The sequence below is a fragment of the Pseudomonas sp. B19(2017) genome, assembly GCF_002113165.1.
Lineage (GTDB): Bacteria > Pseudomonadota > Gammaproteobacteria > Pseudomonadales > Pseudomonadaceae > Aquipseudomonas.
Genome location: NZ_NEJR01000017.1, coordinates 59,473 through 77,442, shown reverse-complemented (window position 1 = coordinate 77,442; position 17,970 = coordinate 59,473). Strand labels below are relative to the sequence as shown.

At 63.1% G+C, this 17,970-nt stretch carries 15 protein-coding genes; 8 read left to right on the top strand and 7 right to left on the bottom strand.

Annotated features, from left to right (window positions below):
• Positions 1-78: 78 nt before the first annotated feature.
• The 4 genes from CAF70_RS20610 to CAF70_RS20590 all read right to left on the bottom strand — a co-directional run bounded on the left by CAF70_RS20610 (position 79) and on the right by CAF70_RS20590 (position 6,410).
• On the bottom strand, positions 79-375 hold the full coding sequence (locus tag CAF70_RS20610; RefSeq protein WP_085625709.1) for a hypothetical protein: 297 nt from the start codon (positions 373-375) through the stop codon (positions 79-81).
• A 269-nt stretch (positions 376-644) separates the two neighbouring features.
• On the bottom strand, positions 645-3,455 hold the full coding sequence (locus CAF70_RS20600; RefSeq protein ID WP_085625708.1) for an FAD-binding and (Fe-S)-binding domain-containing protein: 2,811 nt from the start codon (positions 3,453-3,455) through the stop codon (positions 645-647).
• Between the two features lie 75 nt (positions 3,456-3,530).
• On the bottom strand, positions 3,531-4,676 hold the full coding sequence (lldD, locus tag CAF70_RS20595) for an FMN-dependent L-lactate dehydrogenase LldD (RefSeq protein WP_085625707.1): 1,146 nt from the start codon (positions 4,674-4,676) through the stop codon (positions 3,531-3,533).
• A 63-nt stretch (positions 4,677-4,739) separates the two neighbouring features.
• The gene (locus tag CAF70_RS20590; RefSeq protein ID WP_085625706.1) at positions 4,740-6,410 is read right to left on the bottom strand and encodes a lactate permease LctP family transporter; all 1,671 of its coding nucleotides are present in this window, start codon (positions 6,408-6,410) and stop codon (positions 4,740-4,742) included.
• Between the two features lie 255 nt (positions 6,411-6,665).
• Between CAF70_RS20590 and CAF70_RS20585 the strand changes: the two genes are divergently transcribed.
• Positions 6,666-7,433, top strand: coding sequence for an FCD domain-containing protein (locus CAF70_RS20585; protein ID WP_085625705.1), 768 nt, complete (start codon positions 6,666-6,668; stop codon positions 7,431-7,433).
• Positions 7,434-7,556: 123 nt separating this feature from the next.
• Here the strand turns inward: CAF70_RS20585 and smpB are convergent, their stop codons facing one another.
• Complete coding sequence (gene smpB, locus CAF70_RS20580) at positions 7,557-8,039, bottom strand: SsrA-binding protein SmpB (RefSeq protein ID WP_013974300.1); 483 nt, start codon at positions 8,037-8,039, stop codon at positions 7,557-7,559.
• 163 nt (positions 8,040-8,202) lie between these two features.
• On the opposite strand from smpB, the gene CAF70_RS20575 reads away from it, so the two are divergent.
• Entirely contained in the window at positions 8,203-8,637 is a 435-nt protein-coding gene (locus CAF70_RS20575; RefSeq protein WP_085625704.1) for a type II toxin-antitoxin system RatA family toxin, read from the top strand.
• Positions 8,638-8,699: 62 nt separating this feature from the next.
• On the opposite strand, the gene CAF70_RS20570 is transcribed toward CAF70_RS20575, so the two are convergent.
• On the bottom strand, positions 8,700-9,233 hold the full coding sequence (locus CAF70_RS20570; RefSeq protein ID WP_085625703.1) for an outer membrane protein assembly factor BamE: 534 nt from the start codon (positions 9,231-9,233) through the stop codon (positions 8,700-8,702).
• A 97-nt stretch (positions 9,234-9,330) separates the two neighbouring features.
• Here CAF70_RS20570 and fur point away from each other — a divergent pair, with 97 nt between their 5' ends.
• Complete coding sequence (gene fur / locus CAF70_RS20565) at positions 9,331-9,735, top strand: ferric iron uptake transcriptional regulator (protein WP_015271870.1); 405 nt, start codon at positions 9,331-9,333, stop codon at positions 9,733-9,735.
• 191 nt (positions 9,736-9,926) lie between these two features.
• Here the strand turns inward: fur and recN are convergent, their stop codons facing one another.
• On the bottom strand, positions 9,927-11,600 hold the full coding sequence (gene recN, locus CAF70_RS20560) for a DNA repair protein RecN (RefSeq protein WP_085625702.1): 1,674 nt from the start codon (positions 11,598-11,600) through the stop codon (positions 9,927-9,929).
• A 192-nt stretch (positions 11,601-11,792) separates the two neighbouring features.
• Here recN and grpE point away from each other — a divergent pair, with 192 nt between their 5' ends.
• The 5 genes from grpE to carA all read left to right on the top strand — a co-directional run bounded on the left by grpE (position 11,793) and on the right by carA (position 17,966).
• A complete protein-coding gene (gene grpE, locus CAF70_RS20555; protein ID WP_085625701.1) occupies positions 11,793-12,350 on the top strand; it encodes a nucleotide exchange factor GrpE in 558 nt (185 codons plus the stop codon).
• A 103-nt stretch (positions 12,351-12,453) separates the two neighbouring features.
• Positions 12,454-14,379, top strand: coding sequence for a molecular chaperone DnaK (gene dnaK, locus CAF70_RS20550; protein ID WP_085625700.1), 1,926 nt, complete (start codon positions 12,454-12,456; stop codon positions 14,377-14,379).
• 195 nt (positions 14,380-14,574) lie between these two features.
• Positions 14,575-15,699 carry a molecular chaperone DnaJ gene (gene dnaJ, locus CAF70_RS20545; protein WP_085625699.1) on the top strand — a complete coding sequence of 375 codons (1,125 nt, stop codon included), beginning with the start codon at positions 14,575-14,577 and terminating at the stop codon, positions 15,697-15,699.
• 13 nt (positions 15,700-15,712) lie between these two features.
• Positions 15,713-16,519, top strand: coding sequence for a 4-hydroxy-tetrahydrodipicolinate reductase (dapB, locus tag CAF70_RS20540; RefSeq protein WP_063911796.1), 807 nt, complete (start codon positions 15,713-15,715; stop codon positions 16,517-16,519).
• A gap of 310 nt (positions 16,520-16,829) precedes the next feature.
• On the top strand, positions 16,830-17,966 hold the full coding sequence (gene carA / locus CAF70_RS20535; RefSeq protein WP_025340706.1) for a glutamine-hydrolyzing carbamoyl-phosphate synthase small subunit: 1,137 nt from the start codon (positions 16,830-16,832) through the stop codon (positions 17,964-17,966).
• Positions 17,967-17,970: the final 4 nt, after the last annotated feature.

The window sequence follows — 17,970 nt, the reverse complement described above, 5'->3', positions numbered from 1 at the left end:
CCTTACGGTACGTGAGGCGGAGTATACGCCATTGCGCGGGCGACGTCGACTGCCGGCCCGGTCGCCCGCTTTCTGGCCTCACGCGCCGCTGCCACCGCCGCTGGTGCCGCTGCCTTTCTCGGTTTTTTCCAGGCGCTCCAGCACTTTGCTGGTGATGGCGATGCATTCCTTGGTGTCGCCCGCGGCCTGGGCAGCCTTGGCTTTGTCGACGTGCTCGGTGATGGCCTTGTCCAGGCCTTCGGAGGTGGCGCCGGCGGTGGCCATGCTGTCGTCGATCTTTTGCAGGTTGGCCGTGCACAGGTCTTCGGCGGCGAACACCGGTGAAGCCAGCAGGGTGGCGGCCGCGAACAGGGCCGAAAGCGCGGTACCTTTCATGGGAGTCTCCTTCTGGGCCTCTGGAAGGTGGGCCTGTAAGGGTGGACTGCGGGGGATTGGCGCGGGTTCAATCGAGATGATGGCGGGGTGAGATGATGGTGGGGATGGCACCGGCTATGCCGGTGTTCGCGGTGAACCCGCTCCCACATGGAATTGGGTTGGCTCGGGCATGTGCAGTACCGGTGGGAGCGGGCGTGCCCGCGAAACAGGCAGCGCGGTGTATGGCACCGGCAGCGCCGGTGTTCGCGGGCATGCCCGCTCCCACAGGGTCAGATACTGCGGGGGCGGGTGACGCGATCTACAAGGTAGACCAGGCCGTGGTAGTCGATGCCGCTGTGGCTCGATAGGCCAATCTCGCAGGTGCGGCTGGTGGAGATGCCTTCGCTGCAATACTGCACCGCATCCTTCAGGCTACGCAGCGAGTGGGCGTTGAGCTCGGGGGTAGTGAAGCCTTTGTCACCGGCAAAGCCGCAGCAATGTATGCCCTCCGGGATTACCACCTGTTTGCTGCAACGCCGCGCCAGGTCGATCAGCGCCTGGCTTTCGCCAAGGTGCTGGGTGCTGCAGGTCACATGCACGGCCACGGGTTCGTCCTGGGGGGTGAACTCAAGGCGCTCGAGCAGGTGGGTGCGGATGAAGCGCACCGGGTCGTACAGGTCCAGCCGGGTGTCGCTCAGGTCCTGCACCAGGCGCAGGGTGCACGGGCTGGTGTCGCAGTAGATCGGGTCGAGGCCGCCGCGGCTGGCGTGCAGCAGGGCGGCGATCAGTTCCTGGCGTTTGTGTTCGGCCTGCTCGGGGTAACCCTTGGAGGCGAACGGTTGGCCGCAGCACAGGCTGTCGGCGTTGTCGGGGAACACCACCTGATAGCCGGCCTTTTCCAGCAGGGCGCGGGTCTTGTCCAGCAGCGAACTCTGCTCGCGGTCGGCATAGGCCGGGCCCATCACTCGCGAGACGCAGGCAGCCAGGTACACCACCCGAGGGCGGGCGTCGTTGCTGGCCGGGCCGAAGTCCAGCGGGCGCAGGGGTTGTGGCATGGCCGGGGACCACTGTGGCAGGCGGCCTTTGCTGGCTTTGCTCAGCGAGGTGCTCAGGCGGCCCAGGCGTGGAGCGCCGAGCAGCTTGCGGGCGGTGTTGGCGGCGGTCAGGGTCAGGCGCGCGCCAGCCAGGGCGGTGTGGAAGTGTTCGGCCAGCCAGTCGGCGGTTTTTTCGTGCCCGGCGGCCAGGCTGCGCAGTTTTTTCACCAGTTCGCCGGTATTGATACCGACCGGGCAGCGCTGGGCGCACAAGCCGGTGGCGGCGCAGGTGTCGATACCCTGGTACTGGTAGGTCTGCATCAGTTCGCGGGTGTCGAAGCCGGCGCGCTGCCTGGCCTGGATATCACGCCACATGACGATGCGCTGGCGCGGGCTGAGGGTCAGCCCCTTGGACGGGCACACCGGTTCGCAGAAGCCGCATTCGATGCACTTGTCGACGATTTCGTCAGCAGCGGGCAGCGGCTTGAGGTTTTTCAGGTGGATGTCCGGGTCTTCGCTCAGCACCACGTCGGGGTTGAGGATGCCGTTGGGGTCGAGCAGGCGCTTGAGCTTCCACATCAGTTGGTAGGCGTCGTGGCCCCACTCCAGCTCCACGAACGGCGCCATGTTGCGCCCGGTGCCGTGTTCGGCCTTGAGCGAGCCGCCGAACTCCACGGCCACCAGTTGCGCGACGTCGTCCATGAAGGCCTGATAGCGGGCGACTTCCTCGGCACTGTTGAAGCCTTGGGTGAAGACGAAGTGCAGGTTGCCTTCCAGGGCGTGCCCGAAAATGATCGCTTCGTCGTAGCGGTGCTTGTCGAACAGCTGGATCAGGCGGTTGACGCCCTCGGCCAGTTGTTCGACGGGGAAGGTGACGTCTTCGATAATCACCGTGGTGCCGGTCTGGCGTACGGCGCCGACGGCGGGGAAGGTGTCCTTGCGGATCTTCCACAGCTGGTTGTACACGGCCGGGTCCTCGCTGAAGTCCACCTGCTGCTCCAGCGGGAAGTCGGCGATCGAGGCCATCACCTGTTGCAGCTGTTCATGCAGCAGGCTCTGGCTGGCGGCGCGGGACTCGATCAGCAGTGCGCAGGCATTGTTCGACAGGCCTTTTACCCACAGCGGCATGCCGGGCATGTCCTGCACCGAGCGCAGGCTGCGGCGGTCGAGCAGTTCTACCGCAGAAACCGGCTGGCGCTTGAGCACGGTCACCGCGCGGCAGCAGCTTTCCACGCTGGGGAACACCAGCAGGGCGCTGGCCTTGTGCGGGTGGTCGGGCACGGTGTCGTAGGTGACGGCGCTGATGAAGCCCAGGGTGCCTTCGGAGCCGACCAGCAGGTGCTGCAGGATGTCCAGCGGCTGGTCGTAGTCCACCAGAGCGTTCAGTGACAGGCCAGTGGTGTTCTTCAGACGGTATTTGTGCCGGATGCGCTCGGCGAGTGCAGTGTTGGCCCGGGTCTCGCGGCCCAGGCGGGCCAGTGCTTCCAGCAGGTCGGCATGGCTGGTCTCGAACGCAGCGACGCTGGCCGGGTCTTCGCTGTCCAGGCGCGTGCCGTCGGCCAGCACCAGGCGCAGGCCGGCCAGGGTGTGGTAGGTGTTCTGCGCCGTGCCGCAGCACATGCCACTGGCGTTGTTGGCGACGATGCCGCCGATCTTGCAAGCGTTGATCGAGGCCGGGTCGGGGCCGATCTTGCGCCCGAAGGGGGCCAGCCAGGCGTTGGCCTGGGCGCCGATGACGCCAGGCTGCAGGCGGATCTGCTCGCCTTGGCCGCGGATTTCGCGGCCGTTCCAGTTATCGCCCAGCACGATCAGCACCGAGTCGCTGATGGCCTGGCCGGACAGGCTGGTGCCGGCGGCGCGGAAGGTGACCGGCACCCGCTCGCGCTGGGCCAGCTTGATCAGGCCGACCACTTCGTCTTCGGACTCGACGCGCAGCACCAGCTTTGGGATCAGCCGGTAGAAGCTGGCGTCGGTGCCGAAGGCCAGGGTGGAGGTGGGGTCGTCGAAGCGGCGTTCGGCGGGGATCAGGCGCTCGGCATCACGCAGGAACGCGGCGGGCAGGCTCATGCAGTCTCCTCGCGGGGCCGTGGCGTCTGTGCGCCACATGCCCCGGGTCAATCAGGCGGTCGTTCTTGCGGGCGGTCAGGCGCCCAGTTCGCGTACCAGCGAGTCGCGGGTGATTTCGCTGATCGACTTGGCGCCGGTCAGCACCATCGCTACGCGCATTTCCTTCTCGAACAGCTCCAGCAGGTTCTTCACCCCCGCCTGGCCATGCACGGCAAGGGCGTAGAGGAAGGCGCGGCCGATCAGTACGGTATCGGCGCCCAGCGCAATCATGCGCACCACGTCGAGGCCGCTGCGGATGCCGGAGTCGGCGAGGATCTTCAGCTCACCTTTGACCGCATCGGCAATTGCCGGCAGGGCTCGGGCGCTGGACAGCACACCGTCGAGCTGGCGACCGCCGTGGTTGGACACGACGATGCCGTCGGCGCCGAAGCGGACCGCATCGCGGGCATCATCGGCATCAAGGATGCCCTTGATGATCATCGGGCCGTCCCAGAACTCGCGGATCCACTCCAGGTCTTTCCAGGAAATGGACGGGTCGAAGTTGTTGGCCAGCCAGCCGATGTAGTCGGCAAGGCCGGTGGGGTTGCCGCGGTAGGTAGAAATGTTGCCCAGGTCGTGTGGGCGCCCCATCACGCCGACATCCCACGCCCACTCGGGGTGGGTCATGGCTTGCAGCACGCGGCGCAGCGGGCCGTTCTTGCCGCTCATGCCCGAGTGGGCATCGCGGTAGCGGGCGCCGGGTGTGGGCATGTCGACGGTGAACACCAGGGTCCTGACCCCGGCGGCCTTGGCCCGCTCCAGGGCGTTGCGCATGAAGCCGCGGTCCTTGAGCACGTACAGCTGGAACCACATCGGTCGGTCGATGGCCGGGGCCACTTCTTCGATCGGGCACACCGACACTGTGGACATGGTGAACGGAATGCCGTGGGCCGCCGCCGCGCGTGCCGCCTGCACTTCGCCACGGCGGGCGTACATGCCGGTGAGACCGACCGGGGCCAGGGCCACCGGCATGCTCAGGGTTTCGTCGAACAGCTTGGTCTGCAGGCTGAGCTCGGACATGTTCTTAAGCACGCGCTGGCGCAGGGCAATGCTGGCCAGGTCCGAGACGTTGTGGCGCAGGGTGTGCTCGGCGTAGGCGCCGCCGTCGGCATAGTGGAACAGGAAGGGAGGCAGCTTGCGTTGGGCCGCGGCGCGATAGTCGGTAGAGGCAGAAATGATCATGGATTCTCGCAGCGTTGCTTGTGGGGATTGCCGGGCGCGCCATGGCGCCCGGCCCCTTTCACTTTAGTGATGAACCAGCATGCCGGTCAGCCAGTAGGCTTGGATCAGGGTGATCAGGCCGACGATGGTGGCGAAGAACAGGCTGTGCTTGACGGTGAAGCGGAACAGGTCGGATTCCTTGCCGACCAGGCCGGTGGCGGCGCAGGCCACGGCGATCGACTGCGGTGAAATCATCTTGCCGGTCACGCCGCCACTGGTGTTGGCCGCTACCAGCAGGGTGTCGTTGACCCCGATCTGGTGCGCGGTGGTGGCCTGCAGCGAGCTGAACAGGGCGTTGGACGAGGTGTCGGAACCGGTCAGGAACACACCCAGCCAACCAAGGAACGGCGAGAAGAACGGGAACGCGGCACCGGTACCGGCCAGCACCAGGGCCATGGTCGAGGACATGCCCGAGTAGTTGGTGACGAAGGCGAAGGCCAGCACCATGCCGATCGACAGGATCGGCCAGCGCAGCTCCCAGAAGGTTTCCTTGAAAGTGGTCAGACCAGTTTTGAAGTTGATCTTCAGCACGGCCATGGAGATCAGCGCCGAGAGGAAAATTGCGGTGCCGGTGGCAGAGATCGGGTCGAGCTTGAACACCGCTGGCATGGCGGTAGGCGCGGCGACGATCGGTGCAGTCTTGATCACCAGCTGGTCCAGGTGCGGGATAGCGAAGTTGAAGACGAAGTTGTACATCGCGCCGCCGGGGGCGAAGGCCGCCTTGAACGGTTTCAGGGTCCAGATGGTGACCAGCACGGTGAGGATCAGGAACGGCGACCAGGCCTTGAAGATTTCGCCAAAGCTGTAAGGGCTTGGCTGGCTGCCGCTTGGTTGCACCACGGCGGCGCCAACGCTGCCCTTGGCTTCGGCGAATGAACGCTTGGGCTGCCAGACTTTCAGGAACAGGGTGAGGGCGATCAGGCTGGCCAGGGCCGAGGTGATGTCCGGCAGCTCCGGGCCGATGAAGTTCGAGGTGAAGTACTGGGTAACGGCGAAGCTCAGGCCGGCAACCAGGGCGGCAGGCCAGGTTTCCTTCACGCCACGCAGGCCGTCCATCATGAACACCAGCCAGAACGGCACGAACAGCGACAGCAGTGGCAGCTGGCGACCGGTCATGGCGCCGATGTGGAAGGCGTCGATGCCGGTGACCTGGCCGGCCACGATGATCGGGATGCCCAGGGCGCCGAAGGCCACTGGCGCGGTGTTGGCGATAAGGCACAGGCCGGCGGCGTACAGCGGGTTGAAGCCCAGGCCTACCAGCAGCGCGGCAGTGATTGCCACCGGTGCACCAAAGCCCGCCGCACCTTCCAGGAAGGCACCGAAGCAGAAGCCGATCAGCAGTACTTGCAGGCGCTGGTCATCGGTAATCGACAGCACCGAGCTGCGGATCACTTCGAACTGGCCGCTCTTGACCGTGAGTTTGTACAGGAACACCGCGGCAACGATGATCCAGGCAATCGGCCAGAGGCCGTAGAGGAAGCCATAACCCGCGGCGGCGAATGCCATGTCGACAGGCATCTGGAAGGCAAAGATTGCCACCAGGATCGACAGCGCGAGGGTGATGCTGCCGGCCACGTGGCCTTTGAGGCGGAACACGGCGAGGGCAAGGAAGAAGAAGACGATGGGAATGACCGCCGCCAGTGCGGACAGGCCAAGACTACCAAGTGGGCTATAGAGTTGTTGCCAGGTTTGCATATGGGTGGCCCCTAATTGTTGTTGGTCAGGCACTGGCATTGGATAATTGGTAAGACCAATTTACAATGGCTGGGCGCTAGGTTAAAAGCGTCGTCGTGGGTGTGTCAATTTGTCCCGTGCAAAACTTTGGTCGAGTGCCGATGAGCGGGCGCCTGGTGGGCTTGGAAAATCATTGCCTGATGGGTGTTTGCGCGGCCTGGATCGGCGAGAATAGACGCCCCCTGAAATCTGCCGGGGGTTTGTGGAGAGCATGTGATGGTTTTTGATCAGGTCCGCCAACGGCGCCTGTCCGACGACATCGTCGATCGGCTGGAAGGGATGATTCTGGAAGGTACGCTGACCTCGGGGCAGCGGCTGCCGGCCGAGCGCGTCCTCGCCGAGCAGTTCGGCGTGTCCCGCCCGTCACTGCGTGAGGCGATCCAGAAGCTGGTGGCCAAGGGGCTGCTGGTCAGTCGCCAGGGTGGGGGCAATTTTGTCGCCGAGTCCCTGGGGTCCACTTTCAGCGACCCGTTGCTGCAGCTGCTCGAGCACAGTGCCGAGGCGCAGCGTGACCTGCTCGAATTCCGCCATACCCTGGAGGCATCCTGCGCCTACTACGCGGCCCAGCGCGCCACCCAGCCGGACCGCGCGCGGCTCAAGGCGGCCTTCGATGCGCTACAGGACTGCTATGCCAGGGCTGACGAAGTGACCCGGGCGGAGGAGGGGGCGGCCGATGCGCGCTTCCACCTGGCGATTGCCGAGGCCAGTCATAATGCCGTGCTGCTGCACACCATCCGGGGCTTGTTCGACTTGCTCAAGCGCAACGTGGTAACCAACATCGGTGGCATGTACCAGCAACGGACCGAGACTCGGGACATGCTGATAAGCCAGCACCGGGAGCTGTACCTGGCGATAGTCGAGGGCAGGGCGGAGGAAGCGCGGGAAGTGTCCAGCCGGCACATTCTGTATGTGCAGGAGGTGCTGGAAGAGGCGCATGAAGAGGCGCAGCGGGTGGCGCGGGCGGAGCGGCGTAGCGGGCGCTGAGATTGGTGTTGGATTCTTCGCAGGCTTGCCTGCTCCCACAGGATATGCGCCGAGCCTGAAGGTGGCGCGATAACTGTGGGAGCGGGCGAGCCCGCGAAGAGGCCGGAACAGGCTAAGGAGTTATTACTCTTCTTTGCCCTTGTTCCGCACAGCCCGCTGCAGCTCGCGGTTGGAATCACGCTCGCGCATGGTGTCGCGCTTGTCGAATTCCTTCTTGCCCTTGCCCAGTGCAATTTCGCACTTGATCAGGTGCTTGCTCCAGTACAGCGCCAGGGCCACGCAGGTGTAACCCTTTTGCGCCACGGCCGCTTCCAGGCGCTCGAGCTCGCGCTTGTTCAGCAGCAGCTTGCGGGTGCGAATGGGGTCGGCGATGACGTGGGTGCTGGCCGTGGTCAGCGGGGTGATGTGGCTGCCGAACAGCCAGGCCTCACCGTCCTTCAGCAGCACGTAGCTGTCAGTCAGGTGCGCCTTGCCGGCTCGCAGGCTTTTTACTTCCCAGCCGGACAGGACCAGCCCGGCCTCGAACTTGTGTTCGATGAAGTAATCGTGTCGCGCTTTCTTGTTTTGCGCGATGGTCCCGGTCGGATGTTTTTTTTGCTTAGCCATAGGGGCGGCATTATAGGCAAGTCGGTGCGTCGTCCGCTATGGGATTTCGGTGTGCTTGAGCCACTGCAATGAATACCGGACAATACCGGCGCTGTCATAGCTACAGAAAATGTTTTCGGCGCGCTGCGAAGCAACGCCACCCAGCCCTGGAAGTGACGCCTGGATGACTACCCATATTCAACGCTCCGCCCTGCTGCCATACCCCGCCCAGGCGCTGTATGACCTGGTCAATGATGTCGCCAGCTACCCGGAATTTCTGCCTTGGTGCTCCGATTCCACGGTACTGGAAGCCAACGACACGCACATGCGCGCCAAGCTCGAAGTGGCCAAGGGTGGCATGAGCCAGCACTTCGTCACGCGCAACGTGCTGGTGCCGGGGCAGTCCATCGAGATGAACCTGGAAGAGGGGCCGTTCACCCAACTGCATGGCTTGTGGGTGTTCAAACCGTTGGGTGACAAAGCCTGCAAGATCAGCCTCGACCTGTCGTTCGACTACGCGGGGCCGCTGGTGCGCGCAACCCTGGGGCCGCTGTTCAACCAGGCGGCCAATACGCTGGTGGATGCGTTCTGCCAGCGCGCCAAGCAGCTGAATGCCTGATTGAAAAAACGGCAACAAAAAAGCCCGGACCAGGTCCGGGCTTTTTTGTGTCTGCTCGCCGCTTATTGAGGCGAGGTTTCCAGCGGGGCCGGCGTCGGGACCGGGGTGGTCTCGATAGTGTCGATCTCACGCTGGATGGATTCTTCCACCGAGCCTGGCTTGGCCGGTTTTTCTTCAGGCTGCACGGTTGGCTGCTCAGGCTGGTTGGCCGGGCTGACCGTGGTGTCGCCGCTGCCACCGAGGATTTCCTGGTCGCGGCTGACGCCTGGCATGAAGTCGCCAGACAGGCTGACCAACTGGTCGCTTTCGTTGAAGAACACGCTCATGCGTTCTTGCTGACGTTTACCGCCGCCTGGCTGCAGGCTGTACAGGTAATCCCAACGGTTGGTGTTGAAGGTGTCCTGGATCAGCGGATTGCCCATGATAAACCTTACTTGCCGGCGGGTCATTCCGGGGCGCAATTGGTCTATCATGTCTTGCGTAACGACATTGCCCTGCTGGATGTCGATTTTGTAAACCCCGGGAAACGAGCAACCGGCGAGTGCGAGCAGTCCCACTAGGGTGAGGCTGGTTAGCAAGAGCTTGGTGTTTTGCATCGGTGGGCGACTTCCACTATCTTGGCTGGACAACGTAAACCCCGATCATACCCGTATTAAGAGAAGCTGCGAAGCAGCATCGGCGAGAAAGCTGACCATGGTTGAAAATAGCGAATTGCGCAAAGCCGGTCTCAAGGTGACCCTGCCTCGAGTCAAGATCCTTCAGATGCTCGACTCCACAGAGCAGCGTCACATGAGCGCCGAGGATGTTTACAAGGCGCTGATGGAGGCTGGCGAGGATGTGGGCCTGGCCACCGTCTATCGCGTACTGACCCAGTTCGAAGCGGCGGGTCTGGTGGTTCGCCACAACTTCGACGGCGGTCATGCGGTGTTCGAACTGGCCGATGGCGGTCACCACGACCATATGGTCAACGTGGAGACCAGTGAAGTCATCGAGTTCATGGATGCCGAGATCGAGAAGCGCCAGCGTGAGATCGTGGCCGAGCATGGCTACGAGCTGGTGGACCACAATCTGGTCCTGTACGTACGTAAAAAGAAGTAACGATTTTTATCGCTATGGATGGCAAAGGCGACCTTCGGGTCGCCTTTGTGCTTTCTGGGGCTGGAAGATGTGTTGTCGGCGCTGGCCCCTTCGCGGGCGCGCCCGCTCCCACAGGTACGCTACAGATTTCAGATCCGGTGAATATCCTGTGGGAGCGGGCGTGCCCGCGAATTGTCCTGAAAAATGAGGGCTCAGGCCTTGCCGCTAACCACCATCTTGCGCGCATGGGCCAGGGACTCCTTGGTCAGGTCGATGCCGCCGAGCATCCGCGCCACTTCCTCCACTCGCTCGCGTTTACCCAGGCTGGCCACGGCAGTGTGGGTGGTGTCGCTGTTGCGCACCTTGTGCACGAACAGGTGGTGATGCCCCTGTGCCGCCACCTGCGGCAGGTGGGTCACGGTCAGCACCTGGCCACGTTCGCCCAGGCGGCGTAGCAATTGGCCGACGATTTCGGCAGTAGGCCCGCCGATACCGACGTCGACTTCGTCGAACACCAGGGTGGGAATGCGCGAGGTCTGCGCGGTAATCACCTGGATTGCCAGGCTGATGCGCGACAGTTCGCCACCTGAAGCCACCTTGGCCAGGCCCTTGAGCGGTTGGCCGGGGTTGGCGCTGACCAGTAGCTCGATCTGCTCCAGGCCATGAGGGGAAAGGTCTGCTCCCTCATTGGGGGTAAGGGCGATGCAGAAGCGCCCCCCGGGCATGCCCAGGCGCTGGATCTCCTGCTCGACGGCCACCGCCAGTTGCTGGGCGGCCTGCTGGCGCAGTGCGCTGAGTTCGCGAGCCTTTTCTTTATAGTGCTGAGCGAAAGCGGCCAGCTCCTCACCCAGGCGCTCGATCGACTCGTCACTGGCGTTCAGGCCCTCCAGCTCTTCCATCAACTGCTGCTGCAGATGGGGCAGCTCGGTAGGGTGCACCCGGTGTTTGCGCGCCAGCGTGTAGATAGTGTCGAGGCGTTCTTCCAATGCCTGCAGGCGCATGGGGTCGGCATCGAAGTTGTCGAGGAAACGGTTGAGTTCGCCCACGGCTTCCTCGACCTGGATCTGCGCACTGGCGATCAGGTTGGCCGCTTCGCCCAGTGCCTTTGGCGAATTGGTGGCGGCACCCAGGCGGTTGAGGCTGGAGGTGAGGGCGCTGAGCACATTGCCAGAATCGCTTTCGCTGCACTGGTCGATGACCTGGCGGCAGATGCCGAACAGGGCTTCGGCGCTGGTCAGGTTCTTGTGTTCCTGCTCCAGCTGCTCCAGCTCGTGTTCGCCCAGGCCAAGATTGTCCAGTTCCTCCAGCTGGTAGCTCAGCAGCTGATGGCGGGCGCGCTGCTCATCGCCGGAGTTGGCCAGGCGCTCCAGCTCCAGGCGGGTCTGGTTCCAGCGCTTGGCCGCCAACTGTACCTGGCGGGCCAGGTCGACGGCGCCGGCATACTCGTCGAGCAGGCGACGGTGGGTGTCGGTCTTGAGTAGCGACTGGTGCTCGTGCTGGCTATGGATATCGATCAGCAGCTCGCCCAGCGCCTTGAGGTCGCCGAGCGGGCATGGCGTGCCATTGATATAGCCGCGGCTGCGGCCTTCGGCGGTGATCACCCGGCGCAGGATGCACAGGCCGTCGTTGTCCAGGTCGCGCTCGGCCAGCCAGGCATGCGCCTCGGGAATGTCCACCAGATCGAAGGTGGCGAGGATGTCTGCCTTGTCCGTGCCGGGGCGCACCACGCCGCTGTCGGCCCGGTCGCCCAATGCCAGGCCGAGGGCGTCGAGCATGATCGACTTGCCGGCACCGGTCTCGCCGGTGATGACGGACATGCCGCGGGCGATTTCGAGGTCGAGGTGCTCGACGATGGCGTAGTTGTGAATGGACAGGTGCACCAGCATGGGGGCGGCTCCCGAAAGTCAGGTCTGGTTATTTATACAGTACTTTTTTCAGGCCTGCCAATGCCCCCTGGCAGATTCTGTTGCAGCCGGGAAAACCACCTTGCCCCTTGAAGCTGGTTTTTCCGGCCCCATATAGCCGACATCCAAGGCGAGCCTGGCTCGCAGTCCACAAAATTGCGCAGGAGAGACCCCATGGCTGACGAACAGCTGAACGAAAAAGACCTTAACGTTGAAGAAACCGGTGCAGAACCCGCTGCTGATGCCCGTGTTCTGGAACTCGAGGAACAGCTGGCCGCTGCCAAGGACCAGTCGCTGCGCGCCGTAGCCGACTTGCAGAACGTGCGTCGTCGCGCCGAACAGGATGTCGAGAAAGCCCACAAGTTTGCCCTGGAGAAATTCTCCAGCGACCTGCTGCCGGTGATCGACAGCCTGGAGCTGGCCCTGGCTCACTCCAGCGCGGAAGACGAGCACGTCAAGCAGATCCGTGAAGGTGTCGAGCTGACCCTGAAGATGTTCCAGGACACCCTCAAGCGCTACAACCTCGAAGCGGTCGACCCGCATGGCCAGCCGTTCAACCCTGAGCACCACCAGGCGATGGCCATGCAGGAAAACGCCGAGGTAGAGCCGAACAGCGTGCTGAACGTGTTCCAGAAAGGCTACCTGCTCAATGGCCGCCTGCTGCGCCCCGCCATGGTGGTGGTCAGCAAGGCGCCGAGCGCGCCACAACCCTCGATCAATGAGAAGGCTTGAAATCCTCCGGGGCATCCCCATCTAGGTGTCAAGCGTTCAAGTATTACCGCAGTTGGCCAAAGTAGTCGCTGCTACCAAATTCAAAGTTTCGGGAGAGTCAAACATGGGCAAAATCATCGGTATCGACCTGGGGACCACCAACTCGTGCGTCTCCGTTCTGGAAAACGGTAACGTCAAGGTCATTGAAAACGCCGAAGGCGCGCGTACTACCCCTTCGATCGTGGCCTACGCCAACGACGGCGAAATCCTGGTCGGTCAGTCGGCCAAGCGCCAGGCTGTCACCAACCCGCACAACACCCTGTTCGCAGTGAAGCGCCTGATCGGCCGCCGCTTCGAAGAAGATGTCGTGCAGAAAGACATCAAGCTGGTGCCTTACAAGATCGTCAAGGCCGGCAACGGCGACGCCTGGGTACAGGCCAGTGGCAAAGACATGGCGCCGCCGCAAATCAGCGCCGAAGTCCTGAAGAAAATGAAGAAGACCGCCGAAGACTACCTCGGCGAGCCAGTGACCGAAGCGGTCATCACCGTTCCGGCGTACTTCAACGACAGCCAGCGCCAGGCTACCAAGGATGCCGGTCGCATCGCTGGCCTGGACGTGAAACGCATCATCAACGAGCCGACTGCCGCTGCACTGGCTTACGGCATGGACAAAGCCAAGGGCGACCACACTGTCATCGTTTATGACCTGGGTGGCGGTACCTTCGACGTTTCGGTCATCGAAATCGCCGAAGTCGACGGTGAGCACCAGTTCGAAGTACTGGCTACCAACGGCGACACCTTCCTGGGTGGCGAAGACTTCGACATGCGCCTGATCGACTACCTCGTCGACGAGTTCAAGAAAGAGTCCGGCATGGACCTGAAGAACGATCCGCTGGCACTGCAGCGTCTGAAAGAAGCCGCTGAAAAGGCCAAGATCGAACTGTCCTCCGCTCAGTCGACCGACGTGAACCTGCCGTACATCACTGCAGACGCTACCGGTCCGAAGCACCTGAACGTGAAGATTTCCCGTGCCAAGCTGGAATCGCTGGTCGAAGACCTGGTTGCCCGTACCATCGAGCCTTGCCGCATCGCGCTGAAGGACGCCGGCATCGATGCCAGCAAGATCGACGACGTGATTCTGGTTGGTGGCCAGACCCGTATGCCGCTGGTACAGAAAGCCGTTGCCGACTTCTTCGGTAAAGAAGCCCGCAAGGACGTCAACCCGGACGAAGCCGTGGCCATGGGTGCTGCCATCCAGGGCGCCGTGCTGGCCGGTGACGTGAAAGACGTACTGCTGCTGGACGTCAGCCCGCTGACCCTGGGTATCGAAACCATGGGTGGCGTGATGACTTCGCTGATCGAGAAGAACACCACCATCCCGACCAAGAAGTCGCAGGTGTTCTCGACTGCCGACGACAACCAGGGCGCTGTGACCATTCACGTGTTGCAGGGTGAGCGCAAGCAGGCTGCCCAGAACAAGTCGCTGGGCAAGTTCGACCTGGCTGACATTCCGCCAGCACCACGTGGTGTGCCGCAGATCGAAGTAACCTTCGACATCGACGCCAACGGCATCCTGCACGTCAGCGCCAAGGACAAAGCCACCGGCAAGTCGCAGTCGATCGTGATCAAGGCCAACTCCGGCCTGTCGGACGAAGAAATCGAGCGCATGGTGCGTGACGCCGAGGCCAACGCCGAGGAAGACCGCAAGTTCGAAGAGCTGGCCGCTGCCCGTAACCAGGGTGACGCGCTGGTTCACTCGACTCGCAAGATGGTCGCTGACGCCGGTGACAAGGTTACCGCGGAAGAGAAAACCGCCATCGAGGCTGCCGTTGTTGCCCTGGAAGCTGCTGTCAAAGGCGACGACAAGGCTGCCATCGACGCCAAGGTCGAAGAGCTGTCCAAGGTTTCGGCACCGGTTGCCCAGAAGATGTACGCCGAGCAGTCGGCCGAACAGCCTCAGGGTGGCGCCCAGCAGGCCGAGCCGGAAGCCAAGCACGATGACGTGGTTGACGCCGAGTTCGAAGAAGTGAAAGACAACAACAAGCAGTAATCCCTGCATGTTGTCGGCCGGTTCACCGCCGTTTGGCGGTGAGCTGGTAGGATGTCACCGCGCGGGGGCTTGCTCCCGCGTTGGCGTATCTGGAATTCGAGAATTTTTACAGCATCTGTCAGTGGCCCTGTGGGCAAAGGCAGGTGCTGATGGCGCGGCGTAGATGCCAGACGCCCAACAAGGTGCAAATGACCTATGTCCAAGCGTGATTATTATGAGGTACTGGGTGTCGAGCGCGGCGCCAGCGAATCAGACCTCAAGAAGGCTTACCGTCGCCTGGCGATGAAGTACCACCCGGACCGCAACCCGGGCGACAAAGAGTCGGAAGACAAGTTCAAGGAGGCCAACGAGGCCTACGAAGTGCTGTCTGACGCCAGCAAGCGTGCGGCGTTCGACCAGTACGGTCATGCGGGTGTGGACCCGAGCATGGGTGGCGGTGGTGCCGGTTTCGGCGGTGCCAACTTCTCCGACATCTTCGGCGATGTGTTCAGCGACTTCTTCGGTGGCGGTCGCGGTGGTTCGCGTGGCGGCGCCCAGCGTGGCAGCGACCTGCGCTACACCCTGGAACTCAACCTGGAAGAAGCAGTGCGTGGCACCACGGTCAGCATTCGCGTGCCCACGCTGGTCAACTGCCAGCCGTGCGACGGCTCCGGTGCCAAGAAGGGCTCGACCCCGTCCACCTGCCCGACTTGCGGTGGTATTGGCCAAGTGCGCATGCAGCAGGGTTTCTTCTCGGTGCAGCAAACCTGCCCGCGCTGCCATGGCCAGGGCAAGATCATTACCGACCCCTGCACCTCGTGCCATGGCGAAGGCCGTGTCGAGGAATACAAGACGCTGTCGGTCAAGGTGCCGGCCGGTGTCGATACCGGCGACCGCATCCGTTTGTCGGGCGAGGGCGAGGCCGGTACCCATGGTGGCCCGACTGGCGACCTGTATGTGGTGATCAACGTGCGCGAGCACGAGATCTTCCAGCGTGATGGCAAGCACCTGTACTGCGAAGTGCCGATCAGCTACACCGATGCCGCCCTGGGCGGCGAGCTGGAAGTGCCGACCCTCGATGGCCGGGTGAAGCTGAAGATCCCGGAAGGCACCCAGACCGGCAAGCAGTTCCGTCTGCGTGGCAAGGGTGTTGCCCCGGTGCGTGGTGGTGGTGCCGGTGACCTGCTGTGCCGTGTGGCGGTGGAAACCCCGGTCAACCTCAGCCGCCGCCAGCGCGAGCTGCTCGAAGAGCTGCGTGATTCGCTGGAAGGCGACAGCTCCCACTCGCCCAAGGCTAATGGCTGGTTCGATGGCGTGAAGCGCTTCTTCGGCGATCTCTGACAAGGAAATGGCTATGCGACGTATTGCAGTGATGGGCGCGGCAGGGCGAATGGGCAAGACCCTCGTCGAAGCCGTGCAGCAACAGGCCCCGCAGGCGGGCCTGACGGCGGCGATCGACCGCCCGGACAGCTCGCTGGTGGGGGCTGATGCCGGTGAGCTGGCGGCCCTGGGCCGTATCGGTGTGCCGATTTCCGACGACCTGGCCAAGGTGGTCGACGAGTTCGACGTGCTGATCGACTTCACTCACCCTTCGGTGACCCTGAAGAACCTGGCGTTCTGCCGCAAGGCAGGCAAGGCCATGGTCATCGGTACCACGGGCTTCACTCCGGAAGAGAAGCAGCAACTGGCCGAAGCAGGCAAGGAAATCCCGATCGTCTTCGCCGCCAACTTCAGCGTCGGCGTCAACCTGTGCCTGAAGCTGCTGGATACCGCGGCGCGCGTGCTGGGTGACGATGTGGATATCGAAATTCTCGAAGCGCACCACCGGCACAAGGTCGATGCGCCGTCCGGCACTGCGCTGCGCATGGGGGAGGTGGTTGCCCAGGCGCTGGGTCGCAACCTGCAGGAAGTGGCCGTGTATGGCCGCGAAGGGCAGACCGGTGCGCGTGAGCGTCAGACTATCGGCTTCGCCACCGTGCGTGCCGGTGATGTGGTGGGTGACCATACCGTGTTGTTCGCCGCCGAAGGCGAGCGCGTCGAGATTACCCACAAGGCCTCCAGTCGCATGACCTTTGCCAAGGGGGCCGTGCGTGCGGCGCTGTGGCTGGACGGGCGCGAGCCTGGGCTGTATGACATGCAGGATGTGCTCGAGCTGCGTTAAGCAGTTCGAGCGGTGCTGACTTCTTCGCGGGCTTGCCCGCTCCCACAGGAGCTTCACAATCCGTGTGGGAGCGGGCAAGCCCGCGAAGAAGCCAGCACCGATGTCAGCCTGTCGCATTGATATGTTTTTAGAGACACATCTGCGGTAGACCGAAAACGCACTTTTCTGTAAGCTACAGCTTTAGTGTGTCCACTAAAAGCGCGCAGCGAATTGAATTCAGCACATGAAAGCGGGGTGACGTGTCCATACGTCACTCCGCTTTTTTGCAACCTGCGATCGCCCTTTCATGCTTGATTTACGGGAGGTCTTCTTGACAAAGCCAGCCATACTCGCCCTTGCCGACGGCAGTATTTTCCGCGGTGAAGCTATCGGTGCCGACGGTCAGACCGTTGGTGAGGTGGTATTCAACACCGCTATGACCGGCTACCAGGAAATCCTTACAGACCCTTCCTACGCGCAGCAAATCGTTACCCTGACCTACCCGCACATCGGCAACACCGGTACTACCCCGGAAGACGCCGAGTCGAACCGTGTCTGGTCCGCTGGCCTGGTCATCCGTGACCTGCCGCTGCTGGCCAGCAACTGGCGCAACACCCAGTCGCTGCCTGAGTACCTCAAGGCCAACAACGTCGTCGCCATTGCCGGCATCGACACCCGTCGCCTGACCCGAATCCTGCGTGAAAAGGGCGCTCAGAACGGTTGCATCCTCGCCGGTGACAACATCAGCGAAGAAGCCGCCATCGCCGCTGCACGCGCCTTCCCGGGCCTGAAGGGCATGGACCTGGCCAAGGTCGTTTCCACCAAGGAACGCTACGAGTGGCGCTCCAGCGTGTGGGAACTGAAGACCGACAGCCACCCGACCATCGAAGCCGCTGATCTGCCATACCACGTAGTGGCCTTCGACTACGGCGTCAAGCTGAACATCCTGCGCATGCTGGTTGCCCGTGGCTGCCGCGTGACCGTGGTGCCGGCCCAGACCCCGGCCAGCGAAGTGCTGGCACTCAACCCGGACGGCGTGTTCCTGTCCAACGGCCCTGGTGACCCCGAGCCGTGCGACTATGCCATCCAGGCGATCAAGGACATCCTCGAGACCGAGATCCCGGTATTCGGCATCTGCCTCGGCCACCAGCTGCTGGCCCTGGCTTCCGGCGCCAAGACCGTGAAAATGGGCCACGGCCACCACGGTGCCAACCACCCGGTCCAGGACCTGGACACCGGTGTGGTCATGATCACCAGCCAGAACCACGGCTTTGCCGTTGACGAGGCCACCCTGCCGGGCAACGTCCGCGCCATCCACAAGTCGCTGTTCGACGGCACCCTGCAGGGTATCGAGCGTACCGACAAGAGCGCGTTCAGCTTCCAGGGCCACCCTGAAGCGAGCCCAGGCCCGACCGACGTCGCGCCACTGTTCGATCGTTTCATCGATGCCATGGCCAAGCGCCGCTGAGCAT